Annotated in this window: 13 protein-coding genes; 8 read left to right on the top strand and 5 right to left on the bottom strand. The window is 30.8% G+C overall.

The annotated features are described in order from the left end of the window. Positions 1 to 121 precede the first annotated feature (121 nt). From ACEN2I_RS15055 to ACEN2I_RS15035, 5 genes are read right to left on the bottom strand one after another with little or no spacing between them, the layout of a single operon-like run. On the bottom strand, positions 122 to 1,453 hold the full coding sequence (locus ACEN2I_RS15055) for a DUF58 domain-containing protein (RefSeq protein ID WP_441766922.1): 1,332 nt from the start codon (positions 1,451 to 1,453) through the stop codon (positions 122 to 124). A 57-nt stretch (positions 1,454 to 1,510) separates the two neighbouring features. Beyond that, the gene (locus tag ACEN2I_RS15050; RefSeq protein WP_441766921.1) at positions 1,511 to 2,524 is read right to left on the bottom strand and encodes an AAA family ATPase; all 1,014 of its coding nucleotides are present in this window, start codon (positions 2,522 to 2,524) and stop codon (positions 1,511 to 1,513) included. A gap of 42 nt (positions 2,525 to 2,566) precedes the next feature. Next, the gene (locus ACEN2I_RS15045) at positions 2,567 to 3,772 is read right to left on the bottom strand and encodes a DUF4350 domain-containing protein (RefSeq protein ID WP_441766920.1); all 1,206 of its coding nucleotides are present in this window, start codon (positions 3,770 to 3,772) and stop codon (positions 2,567 to 2,569) included. Then, positions 3,765 to 4,538, bottom strand: a complete 774-nt coding sequence (locus tag ACEN2I_RS15040; RefSeq protein ID WP_441766919.1) for a DUF4129 domain-containing protein — start codon at positions 4,536 to 4,538, stop codon at positions 3,765 to 3,767. Before ACEN2I_RS15040 ends, ACEN2I_RS15045 begins: the two co-directional genes overlap by 8 nt. Before the next feature lie 12 nt (positions 4,539 to 4,550). Next, complete coding sequence (locus ACEN2I_RS15035; RefSeq protein WP_441766918.1) at positions 4,551 to 5,531, bottom strand: stage II sporulation protein M; 981 nt, start codon at positions 5,529 to 5,531, stop codon at positions 4,551 to 4,553. A 20-nt stretch (positions 5,532 to 5,551) separates the two neighbouring features. On the opposite strand from ACEN2I_RS15035, the gene ACEN2I_RS15030 reads away from it, so the two are divergent. From ACEN2I_RS15030 to ACEN2I_RS14995, 8 genes are all read left to right on the top strand, one after another. Then, a complete protein-coding gene (locus ACEN2I_RS15030; protein ID WP_441766917.1) occupies positions 5,552 to 6,298 on the top strand; it encodes an RDD family protein in 747 nt (248 codons plus the stop codon). 123 nt (positions 6,299 to 6,421) lie between these two features. Further along, positions 6,422 to 7,270 (top strand): hypothetical protein, encoded by an 849-nt coding sequence (locus ACEN2I_RS15025; protein ID WP_441766916.1) that lies wholly within the window; start codon positions 6,422 to 6,424, stop codon positions 7,268 to 7,270. After that, complete coding sequence (locus tag ACEN2I_RS15020; protein ID WP_441766915.1) at positions 7,271 to 7,696, top strand: PH domain-containing protein; 426 nt, start codon at positions 7,271 to 7,273, stop codon at positions 7,694 to 7,696. Between the two features lie 30 nt (positions 7,697 to 7,726). Further along, entirely contained in the window at positions 7,727 to 8,329 is a 603-nt protein-coding gene (locus tag ACEN2I_RS15015) for a trimeric intracellular cation channel family protein (protein WP_441766914.1), read from the top strand. Positions 8,330 to 8,336: 7 nt separating this feature from the next. Further along, entirely contained in the window at positions 8,337 to 9,314 is a 978-nt protein-coding gene (locus ACEN2I_RS15010; RefSeq protein ID WP_441766913.1) for a GNAT family N-acetyltransferase, read from the top strand. Beyond that, positions 9,311 to 10,408 (top strand): DegT/DnrJ/EryC1/StrS family aminotransferase, encoded by a 1,098-nt coding sequence (locus ACEN2I_RS15005; protein WP_441766912.1) that lies wholly within the window; start codon positions 9,311 to 9,313, stop codon positions 10,406 to 10,408. The genes ACEN2I_RS15010 and ACEN2I_RS15005 overlap by 4 nt, the downstream gene beginning before the upstream one ends. A 1-nt stretch (position 10,409) precedes the next feature. Next, a complete protein-coding gene (locus tag ACEN2I_RS15000; protein ID WP_441766911.1) occupies positions 10,410 to 11,684 on the top strand; it encodes an O-antigen translocase in 1,275 nt (424 codons plus the stop codon). Between the two features lie 103 nt (positions 11,685 to 11,787). Further along, entirely contained in the window at positions 11,788 to 11,973 is a 186-nt protein-coding gene (locus ACEN2I_RS14995) for a hypothetical protein (protein ID WP_441766910.1), read from the top strand. Positions 11,974 to 11,978 lie beyond the last annotated feature (5 nt).

Here is an 11,978-nt window from a genome sequence, read left to right as displayed (position 1 = left end):
AGTTGTAAAGGTTCATAGAAACAAAGATTCAAAGTTTTTTGATTATTCTAACATCAAATGTATGAACTTGATGACTTCATAATACTCATTTTACCTTTTGACAACAATCACTTCCTGTTTTTTATAAAATACCTCTCGACTTAATCTCCAAATATTTATTAATGGCATCTAAAGTCAGATTTTCAGGTTGTGTAAGAACAGAATGTATACCATATTTTTTAAGTTCATTTGCAATTAAGCGCTTTTCGAACATAAATTTTTCGGCAATTACTTTATCGTAAACTTCCTGAATCGTGTCGGTTTTTTTGTTGATGATTTCGTTTAATTCAGTATTGCTAAAGAAAACGACAACCAATAAATGACTTTTTGCGATTCCTTTTAAATAGGGCATTTGACGATTTAAACCGTCCATGGTTTCAAAATTGGTATACAAAATAATCAAACTTCTTTGGTTGATATTTTTCTTGATATCAACATATAATCGGCTATAATCGCTCTCAAAAAAATCGGTTTTAATATTGTATAAAGTTTCTAGGATTTTTTGCATTTGTGAGCCTCTTTTTTCAGCAAAAACTCTGTTTTCGACTTTTTTAGAGAAAGCGAAAATTCCGGCTTTGTCTTGCTTTTTGAGAATCACATTTGCCAGAACCAATGTTGAGTTTATGGCATAGTCTAATAAGCTCAAACCATCAAAAGGCATCTGCATGACGCGGCCTTTATCAATTGCTAAATAAACCGATTGTGATTTTTCATCCTGAAATTGATTTACCATTAAGGCATTTTTCTTTGCTGTTGCTTTCCAGTTTAAAGTTCGAAGATCATCTCCCTGAACATATTCTTTAATTTGTTCAAATTCCATTGTATGACCAATTCGACGAATTTTCTTGATTCCGTATTGAAATAAATTATTCGAAAAAGCTAGTAAATCGTATTTTCTCAATTGAATATAAGAAGGATACGTTGGTATCATTTTATCTTTATCGAAAGTAAATCTTCTGGAAATTAATTTTAAAGGAGAAGAAACGTAAATATTTAAATTTCCAAAGTAATATTCTCCACGTTCCGTTGGCCGTAAATCATACCCGATTTTATCCTGAGCAGAAGCTTTTACATTTCTGATTATTTTGAAATCACGTACCTGAAACTGAAAGGGAATTTCATCAATTATTTTAATTGAAATTGGAAAAGTATAATGATTTTTGATCGAAATAGTTATTGGATTTACATCACCATTCGAAAGTTTTTCAGGCATTTCTCTTGATGCTTCTATTCCGATTCTGGCGATATACAAAATCATAATATCGAGTATGACAAAAGTAATCAGTACTAAAACAATAAACCAGACTCCATCATATAAATTCGGAAAAATAAAAGCACAAACAAATAATCCGATAATGCCCAGAAGGACATAGAAAAAGAAATTATTAAGATATAGACTTTTTATGAATTTCATTATATTTGTTTCATGTTTTTTGTTGTTTCAAGTTTAGTGTTAACTCATAACTTATGACTATCTCGGAATCTCAACAGCTTCAATAATCTGTTTGATTATTTCAGAGCTCGTAATCCCTTCCATTTCACGTTCGGGAGCAACAATTACACGATGTTGTAAAACCGGAACAGCAGCTTCTTTGATGTCTTCAGGAGTTACAAAATCGCGGCCACGAATCGCTGCAAAACCTTTAGAGGCATTCAAAATTGCAATTGAGGCCCGAGGAGAAGCTCCTAAATACAAAAAAGAATTTTCTCTGGTATTTACAACGATTCTAGCAATATATTCCAGTAAATTTTGCTCCACTCTAATTTGTTTAATCAAAGCCTGGTATCCTTTTGTTTCCTGGGCAGAAAGGATCGTTTTGATGGCTTCTAATTTTCCTTGATCCTGCAGCAAATGTTCTCTCTGGATGATCAGGATTTCTTCTTCTAACTTTGGATAATCAATCGAAATTTTGAATAAAAACCGGTCTAACTGTGCTTCTGGCAAACGATAAGTTCCTTCCTGCTCAATTGGATTTTGTGTGGCAATAACCAAAAACGGAGTTTCAAGCTGGTAGGCAGAACCATCAATCGTGATTTGGCGTTCTTCCATAACTTCAAAAAGTGCGGCCTGTGTTTTGGCAGGAGCACGATTAATTTCGTCTATTAAAATTAAATTAGAAAAAATAGGCCCCTGCTTAAATTCGAATTCTGAACTTTTTAGGTTAAAAATTGAAGTCCCTAAAATATCTGAAGGCATTAAATCTGGTGTAAACTGAATTCGGCTAAAACCGATATTAAGTGTTTTCGATAATAATTTGGCTGTAATGGTTTTGGCAACGCCGGGAACACCTTCCAATAGAACGTGTCCATTTGACAAAATAGCAACCAATAATTGATCAATCATTTTATGCTGACCCACAATTACCGTTTCAAGCTCTTTTTTGATACTGTTAACGTGATCTAAAAGAGGAGCTAAATTAAGTCTTGTTTCAAAATTTACATTTTCGTTAGTGATTTCAGTTTCTGTTGTGTTGATATCGTCCATGTTTTGGTATGTTTTCTTTTGATGAATTTCAGTTAAAAAATATTAATGTAAAACTTTTTCTATTGCATTATTGATTCTGATTAAATCTTCTTCCAGACTTCCGTGATAACTTTTTCGGTGTTCATTAATTAAAGATACAAGATCTCTAATATCTGCTTCTTCTTTTCCGGACTTATGATGCAATTTTTTGATAAAATCATCATCGAGTTTTGAGGTGTCGATCATATATTCATTTCGAATTTTTTCCAGAAAATAAATAATTTTTTTATCAATAATAGTATCATGATCGCCTTCCTGATAATATAAATTCCCGATTGTTTTGGTAAAATCAACGGTCAGATTAGGTAACGGTTTTAATATCGGAACAATTCTTTGTTTTCGCTTGGCGTTAAAAAGAATAAAGATTAATATTCCGATTAAAGATAAATATAATGCCCATTTTAATGGAGGCTGACTTAGGATATATCGTAATGGAGAACCGGAGATCGATTCGCTGTTTTGCCCTTTTGTATACCAAAAAACATCACCTTTTGGTACATATGAAAGTACACTTTCCGCATATTGATAATGATCATCTTTTAATAAATGAAAGTTCGAAAAGGCGGCAGGCTGCATATGTAAATAAAAGTATCCATTTACGTATGGAACTTTTATAAAATCAATGCGTTTTTTGTTTTTATAATTTTCGTGATACCCTAAAACGGTAGTATTTGAGGTGTCAATCTTAGAGAAAAAATCTTCAAGCGGTTCCTTAAAATAATATTTTTTAGAATTTAATTTTTTATTAGCCATAAAAACGGCAGTGCTGTCATTATGTTCAAAACCTGAATCTAACTCTATTTTTAAACTGTCTAAGAGAGGCTTAGGGAATGATTTCATACTTAAAAAAGCACTGTTTCCATGGGAAACAAAATAGAAAAGCTCTTTCATCGACTGGTCGTCAATTGAAGCAAACTCTGTGATATTAAAAAACGTTCCTTTTATTTTATAGGTTCCTACAATAGTATCAGGTACATATTTAGAATCCAGAAATTCATAAGGAGTCAAAGCAGAAACTCTTTCAATTTTTTGCTTTTTTAAAAGTCCATTGATTTCTTTATCGAAAACATAAAGCCCAAATGGAATTTTATCGTTTACTGAATATGTTGGTGACCAGTCAATATTTTTAGGTCCATCATGGCCTGCTAATAAAATTAAGGCAAAAATAAAAACCAGTATAGCGATATAAATTTTGATGGATTTACTCATTTCTAAAGGTTTTTAGGGATTTTTTAAATTGGTTTTCGGCTTTTAAGAAAGCACTTTCATCAATTTCAAATTCGCCATACCATATATAATTAAAGAGGTAAGACAAATAGTTGAATTCCTCTTTGTGGGCAGGGTTTTTAAGTTCGTATAAATAGTCCGAATTGGTTTTTTCAATATCCCATTCGATATAATGATTTTGTGCCATTATCTTCAACAGCCACAGGTAATAGTAACGAATCGCAATTCTTTTTTCTCCGGATTGAATACTTTCCTGAATCAGTTTTTCAAAATCCAGAAGGTGAATGTTTTTCTCAATATCTGAATAGTGAATTGTTTTTTGTTTTGCTTCTTTACTAAAAATCCATTGCCCTTCTTTGTTAATGAGGGCTTTTACAATTAAATAAATAACAAAAACAATGATTAGTACAGCCAATACTTTTAATAAAACGGCAACAAAATTAAGTGAAGCCTGCGGATTTTTAAAAGTGAACATTCTTCTAAAAATACTTGCCAGCCATTCTTTAAAATGATCCCAAGCATTTTTTTCAGGTGTCTTTTGTTCGTATACAAAATTACCGTCTGTATATTTTTTTTTAAAATTTTTCTGAAATGTTTTGGTTTCAATAATATCTGTATCGGCATAAATATCAGCTTCGGTATATTTAACTGAAGCTGTTTTAGGAGGTTCAGCTGTAGCCAAAGAATCCTGCGCATTAGATAAGTTGCAGCAAAAAAGAAAAAATAAAAGAAGAAAAATTCTATTCATTATTGGTTATGGTTAATTCGATTTGGCAGGTAGATGTTGTATTTTTTTGTGAACAATAGAAGGATAAACCAAATAATAAAAAGAAATTACACCCAACGTAAAAAGTATGATAAAGGTGCTAAGCCAATTGGGCATGTCGATAGAATATCGGGTGATAAAACCTTCAAGAAATCCGGCACTAATTGTGAACGGAAAGGTACTCAGGAATATTTTGAAACTGTTTTTAAAACCCATTTTAAAAGAATTTACTCTCGAAAATGTCTTCGGAAATAAAATGGAAGCCCCTAGAATAAATCCGGCAGCGGTTTCAATTACAATGGCAAAAATTTCCATTGAACCATGAATCCAGATTCCGCGAACACTTTTCCAGAACACATTCTGTTCGTAAAAAAAATATTGAAACGATCCGAGCATGATTCCATTTTGAGAGGAAATATAAAAAGTTCCCAGACCTCCAAAGATCCCATAAATATAACATCTTGCACCCACATACAAGTTGTTCATGGTTATGCCTACAAAACTCCCCCAGTTACTTCCGGTTCCGTAAACAGCCATTGGATTTCCATTTTTGATGTTTTCCAAGGTCATATTTACATAGCCGTCGCCCAAAATTAAGCGAACAAAGTCTTGATCAAATCTGGCAGAAATTACCCCAATGGCAACAGTTGCAAAAAACAGGACAAAAGCATACAGCAAATATCTTCGGTAATCATAAAGCAATAAAGGCACTTCGGTTTTAAAAAATTCCAATAACCTGTTTTTTTCTGTTCGTTTAGTTTTGTAAATCTTTTGATAAATCTGCGACGCAAGGTGATTTAGATAAACGACCGTTTTACTTTTCGGATAATACGTTTGCGCATACGACAAGTCATTCATCATTTGAATGTACAAATTAGCCAACTCATCAGGATTTTTTTTAGCTTTACCAAAAATAGCCAGTTCAAATTCCAGCCATTTTTCTTTATTTTGTTTTATGAATGCAACTTCTCTCATTGAGGGCTAAAATATAAAATATGTCAGAATTATCTATAGCTACAACACAAAATGTTAAAATAAATTTTAAAGCGGCATCGGCAGGTGAAAGAATAGGAGCGTATTTACTCGATTTGATCATTAAAATAGCTTATTGTATCGTTGTTTACGGGATATTTTTTTATTGGCTGAATTTAGACAAGTTGTTTCCAAAATTAGATCAATGGTCTTTAATGACAATCCTTTTGATGTTTTATTTTCCGGTTATGATTTATTCTATTACACTCGAAAGTGTGTTTGAAGGACAAACGATAGGTAAAAAAATTACTAAAATAAAAGTTGTCAAAATTGACGGTTATCAAGCCGGCTTTGGAGATTATTTGATGCGCTGGTTTTTTAGATTAATAGATATTACAATCTTTAACGGCATTATAGCTTTAATCACAGTTGTTTCAAGTAAAAAAGGACAGCGATTAGGTGATATGGTCGCAGGAACAGCAGTTATTACATTAAAAAATAAAGTTGATATTAGTCATACTATTTTAGAAGAAATAGGAGAAACGTATGTGCCAACTTATCCTTTGGTTATAAAATTATCAGATAACGATATGCGTATTATCAAAGAAACGTTTTTAAGGGCTGAAGCCAAAAATGATTATGAAATCATTTATAAATTAGTTTCTAAAATTGAAAGTGTTACCGGAATCAAAAATCAATCAATAGGAAATCCTGCCGATTTTATTTGCACGGTTTTAAAAGATTATAATTTCTATACTCAGAATATGTAACAAAATGGTAAAGTAAGTTTTTCTTGTTTTTTCTTACAATATAAATTTGTAAATTTAACAATTATTATATTGTTTAATAGATGATTAACTAAAAGTGGAAGTAAGAAATTAAATTTAAAAATTATGAATCTGAAAAAAGTAATTACCGTAACATTGTTATTATTTGTCTGTGTTTTTGGTTTTGCCCAAAGCGGAAAAAAATTAGATAAAATTATAAAAAGAGATTATCAGATTATTGAATGTACCATCTCAAAAATGTCTGATAAAACAGTTGAGTATTCTTTACCGGGTGAAACAATGCAAATTTCATTAGATATATCACAAATTGCGCGAATTGATTTTGCAAGCGGCCGTTCTCAAACTTTTGATGTTTCTTCAAACAATGATCCTTCAAAAAGCACAAATCAAACCATTGTAAATGCCGAAATGAAACCTAATACAATTGCGGTATTACCGGTTCCTTACGTAAATTCAGATAACTTAAAGAGTTCTGAAGATATGTCAAAATTTGCACAGAATGACATGTATAACAAATTATTGGATAAGTCCTCCAATATTTTTCCGTTAACAGTTCAGGATTTAAGAACAACGAATAGTTTACTGCATAAAGCCGGAATTGACCATACCAATATTGATGAAACTCCAATTGAAGATCTCGAAAAAATTTTAGGAGTCGATAATATTATTGCAGCGAAAGTTTCTTTTACAATGTCTGAAAGTGCTATCGCTACAACCTATAATAGCGGAAATGCAAAAGTAAGTGACAATAATAAGAAACTTAAGACCAACGATATTTCTACAACAACTGCTAATACTCAAATGTATTATTACTACACGGTATATTTTGATATGTATAAAAACAAGACAAAAATTTACTCTCAAACCAGAAAACCATTTCTTGCTGTAAAAGACAGCTGGATGGATTCTATTACTTATTTATTAAAAAGAAGCCCAATCTACGTTAAAAAATAAATGGAAAAATTTAAATCGAAAATTGATCTTTGGTTTGTGTTTTTTTTAGGCATTATGTTCTCTGTCATAATAATAAAAATGGCTTATGACAGACTTTGGGGAGGTTTAGTATTTATGATTTTTACGACAGCATGTATAGTTTATATGTTTGTCACTACTTTTTACATCATTGAAGATGAAAAATTGACTATAAAATGTGGTTTTCTTTTTCATGTTTCAATTGCTGTTGCATCCATAAAAAAGATTTCGGAAACTAATAATATAATGAGTTCTCCAGCATTATCTTTTGACAGACTTGAAATTTTATATAATAAATTCGATACAGTTTTAATTTCTCCGAAAGATAAACAAGGATTTATGGAAGCAATCCAAAAAATAAATCCTAGCGTAGAAGTAAAAGTAAAGAATAAAACATTAGTATCTTAGCGCCTCAGCAACTTAGAATCTCAAAACAAAATGTTCCATCTTTTAGATATTATCGGTACAATGGCGTTTGCAATGTCAGGTGCTTTAACAGCAATGCATAAAAGACTGGATCCGTTTGGTGTATTTATAATAGCTTTTGTTACGGCGGTTGGAGGTGGAACTCTTCGGGATGTTTTAATTGGAAGAACCCCGGTTGGCTGGATGCTGGATTTGCAATATGTTTATGTTATTATTTTAGGTTTTGGATTGGCAATTCTCTTTAGAAAAAAATTCGATAAGCTTCGTACTTCCTTATTTTTGTTTGATACTATCGGATTAGGAGTTTTTACGCTGATTGGTCTTGAAAAAGGAATCTCAATTGGCCTTCATCCTGTAATTTGTATAGCATTAGGAACCATCACAGCCTGTTTTGGCGGTGTAATACGTGATATTTTGTGTACTGAAATTCCAACCATTTTTAGAAGAGAAATTTATGCTACTATCTGTATTTTTGGTGGCATAGTATTTTTTGCTTTAAAAATTTTAGAATTAAATGAAGACATATTGTATTTAACTACATCAATTGTTATAATTTCGGTTCGATTAATGGCCGTCAAATTCAAATGGTATTTACCTGCCTTTGATCATAAATAGAAAAATCTTGGATAAATATACCGTAAAAAAATACACCGAAAACGATTTTAAAGCATGGAATGATTTTATTGCTCAGGCCAAAAATGCTACCTTTTTGTTTCATCGTAATTTTATGGAATATCATAAAGATCGTTTTGAAGATTATTCTTTAATGGTTTTTGAAGGAGAGAAACTAGTTTCCATTTTGCCGGCTAATAGATCTGGAGAAAATCTGTATTCACATCAGGGATTGACTTATGGCGGTTTGGTTTATAATGATACAATAAAATTGGCATCTGTAATAGAAATTTTTAAATCTATTTTATTCTTTTTGAGTGGAAACGATATTCAAAAATTACAATTAAAATTAATTCCTTCTATTTATCATCAAAAACCTGCTGAAGAACTGAATTATATCTTGTTTTTATTAGAAGCAAACTTAATTAGAAGAGATACTTTGGCTGTTGTTGATTTGTCCAATTCATATTCACTATCAAAACTTAGAAAAAGAGGCGTTAAAAACGGAATTAATAATCGTTTGATTATTAAAGAAGTTAATGATTTTACTGATTTTTGGAACGAAATATTAATTCCAAATTTAGCCCAAAAGCATCAGGCGAAACCAGTTCACAGCTTAGAAGAAATAACTAGATTGAAAGCTTTATTTCCGAATGAAATACGTCAATTTAATGTTTATGAAAATGACATTATTGTTGCCGGAACCACTATTTTTGAAAGTTCCACTGTGGCTCATAGCCAATATATTTCAGGAAAAGAAGATAAAAACGAATTGGGTGGACTGGATTTATTATTTTATAAATTGATTTCAGAAGCCTTTAAAAAGAAGCGTTTCTTTGATTTTGGAATTTCCAATGAAAATCAGGGAAGAAAACTCAATGAAGGTTTATCTTATTGGAAAGAAAGCTTTGGAGCAAATACGATTGTTCATGATTTTTATGAAGTTGAAACTTCAAATTATACTATATTAGATACCGTTTTGAAATGATTAAATTTCTCGATTTAAAAAAAATAAATGAACCGTATGAAACTGCTTTTCAGGAAAAACTGAAATTGGTTTTAGAAAATGGCTGGTATATTTTAGGCAATGAAGTCACAAGATTCGAAAATAATTTTGCTAACTATTGTGGGACAAAATATTGCGTAGGAGTTGGGAATGGCTTTGATGCTTTGGTTTTGATTTTTAAAGGATATATGCAATTAGGGAAATTACAAAAGGGAGACGAAGTAATTGTTCCTGCCAATACTTATATTGCGAGTATTTTGTCCATTTTAGAAGCTGATTTGATTCCTGTTTTGGTTGAACCAAAATTAGAAAGTTATAATATTGATTCAGGTTTGATTTCAGAAAAAATTACCTCTAAAACAAAAGCTATTTTAGCTGTTCATCTTTACGGTCAATTAGCTGAAATGAATATTATTAATAAAATTGCAAATCAAAATAACTTATTAGTAATTGAAGATGCAGCTCAGACACATGGAGCTATTTCTGATTTTGGTAAATCCGGCAATTTGTCTAATGCTGCTGCTTTTAGTTTTTACCCAGGAAAAAATTTAGGAGCTTTGGGAGATGGGGGAGCAGTTACTACCAATGTTGATGAATTGGCAAAAACGATTCAATCGCTTAGAAATTATGGATCTGAAGCAAAATACAAAAATGAATATATTGGTGTAAATTCAAGATTGGATGAATTGCAGGCAGCTTTTCTGAATGTGAAATTACCCAATTTAAATGCAGACAACGAGAAACGCCGTGTTATTGCTAAACGTTATTTAGCTAGAATTAAAAATGATAAAATCATTCTTCCCTTCTGGGATTTATCGAACAATCATGTATTTCATTTGTTTGTTATAAGAACCGAAAACCGAGACGAATTACAAAATTATTTATTAGAAAACGGAATTCAAACAATGATTCATTACCCGATTCCGCCACATAAACAAAAAGCATTTTCAAACTGGAGTCATTTATCTTTCCCAATTACTGAGAAAATTCATAATGAAATTTTGAGTTTGCCAATCAGTCCTGTTATGACGAATGATGAAGTGGATTTTGTTATTTCAATTTTAAATAAATATTAAATTGGATTTTATAAAAAAGGTAATACAAACAGATCTATTTAAAATTACTTCTTTAAATAGTTTGAGTGTATTATTAAAAATTGGTACAGGTCTGATTACTTCAAAATTATTGGCTGTTTTTGTTGGTTCAAGCGGAATGGCTCTGGTTGGTAATCTACGTAATTTTGTTACTTCATTAGAGAGTATATCTACTTTAGGATTTTCAAACGGAATTGTAAAATATGTTGCTGAAGGTAAAGATGATAAAGTTCAACTTCAGAAAACAATTTCAACAGCATTTATCAGTTTGTTAATAGTTACTATTATTTTGAGTTTGGTTTTGTATTTTTTTGCTGGATTTTGGAATGATAAAATTTTTGGAAATAATTTTGAGTATCATATAGTTTTTAAAGCAACAGCCTTGGTTTTGCCATGGTATGCTATTTCTACTTTTTTGCTTTCGGTAATTAACGGTCTTGGGAAATTCAGAGAAGTAATTTGGATAAATATCATAGGAAATGCAATAGGTTTGTTAGCCTCTATTTATATGATTTCGCATTTTAAAACATTGGGGGCTTTACTTTCAATAGTGATTTCGCCGGCATTATTGTTTTTTATGACTTTTTATTTTATTAATAAAGAGTTGAATTTTTTAAAAATAATTAGGTTTTGCTATTTTGATTTTCAGGTTATAAAGAATTTGTCTTCTTATTCGCTTATGGCTTTGGTTTCCTCTGTCTTGGGACCATTGGTTTATTTAGCAATACGAAAAAATGTAATCGGAGAAGTTGGATTGGAGCAAGCCGGTTTTTGGGAAACAATCACCCGAATTTCTACCTATTATATGATGTTTATAACAACAATATTATCCGTTTATTTTTTTCCAAAATTAGCTGCTGCTAAAAATAATCAGGAAACAAAAAAGGTTTTTTGGAGTTTTTATAAAAACATTTTACCAGTATTTACAGTTGCTTTAATCATAATTTATCTTGCACGTTTTTTTATAATTAATTTGCTTTTTACTAATGAATTCCTGCCAGTTACAACTTTGTTTTTTTGGCAATTATTTGGGGATATTTTTAAAGCAGCTGCATGGGTTTTAGGATTTCAATTTTTTGCAAAAAAAATGACTAAAGCTTTTATAATTTCAGAAATAGCATCACTTGTTATCTTGTTTATTTTGAGCAGTTATTTAGTTTTGCTTTTCGGAATACAGGGAATTGTTATGGCTCAAGCATTAGATAATTTTATTTATCTGATAGTTTTAAGTGTATATTTCAGGAAAAGTTTATTTTGATTGACAGAAAAATCAAATTATACGTTTAGAATTAATTAAAAACGATTCTCTTAATTTGAAATAGCTAAAATTTAGGTATTTTTGAAAAATAAATAAATAAAAAATGATTTCATTATATTTCGATCCTGGTACGGGGGCTTTGATTGTTCAGTTTTTAGCTGCAGCAGTGGCTGGCGTTTTACTGTTTTACAGAACGGTTTTGCATAAGATAAAATCTATTTTTGGAATTAAAAACAAAGATGGGGACGACTTCATGGATGATGTTGATACCAAGGAAGAACAAAAATAGATGGA

The sequence above is a fragment of the Flavobacterium sp. W22_SRS_FK3 genome (assembly GCF_052113665.1).
Lineage (GTDB): Bacteria > Bacteroidota > Bacteroidia > Flavobacteriales > Flavobacteriaceae > Flavobacterium.
Note: the sequence above shows the minus strand (reverse complement) of the source record. Positions and strands in the feature narration are given on the sequence as shown.

Coding starts and splice junctions, on each gene's coding strand:
- ACEN2I_RS15045 (WP_441766920.1), bottom strand. CDS start 3,772: ATGAGTAAATCCATCAAAATTTATATCGCTATACTGGTTTTTATTTTT.
- ACEN2I_RS15035 (WP_441766918.1), bottom strand. CDS start 5,531: ATGAGAGAAGTTGCATTCATAAAACAAAATAAAGAAAAATGGCTGGAA.
- ACEN2I_RS15055 (WP_441766922.1), bottom strand. CDS start 1,453: ATGAAATTCATAAAAAGTCTATATCTTAATAATTTCTTTTTCTATGTC.
- ACEN2I_RS15020 (WP_441766915.1), top strand. CDS start 7,271: ATGGAAAAATTTAAATCGAAAATTGATCTTTGGTTTGTGTTTTTTTTA.
- ACEN2I_RS15030 (WP_441766917.1), top strand. CDS start 5,552: ATGTCAGAATTATCTATAGCTACAACACAAAATGTTAAAATAAATTTT.
- ACEN2I_RS14995 (WP_441766910.1), top strand. CDS start 11,788: ATGATTTCATTATATTTCGATCCTGGTACGGGGGCTTTGATTGTTCAG.
- ACEN2I_RS15005 (WP_441766912.1), top strand. CDS start 9,311: ATGATTAAATTTCTCGATTTAAAAAAAATAAATGAACCGTATGAAACT.
- ACEN2I_RS15025 (WP_441766916.1), top strand. CDS start 6,422: ATGAATCTGAAAAAAGTAATTACCGTAACATTGTTATTATTTGTCTGT.
- ACEN2I_RS15015 (WP_441766914.1), top strand. CDS start 7,727: ATGTTCCATCTTTTAGATATTATCGGTACAATGGCGTTTGCAATGTCA.
- ACEN2I_RS15040 (WP_441766919.1), bottom strand. CDS start 4,538: ATGAATAGAATTTTTCTTCTTTTATTTTTTCTTTTTTGCTGCAACTTA.
- ACEN2I_RS15050 (WP_441766921.1), bottom strand. CDS start 2,524: ATGGACGATATCAACACAACAGAAACTGAAATCACTAACGAAAATGTA.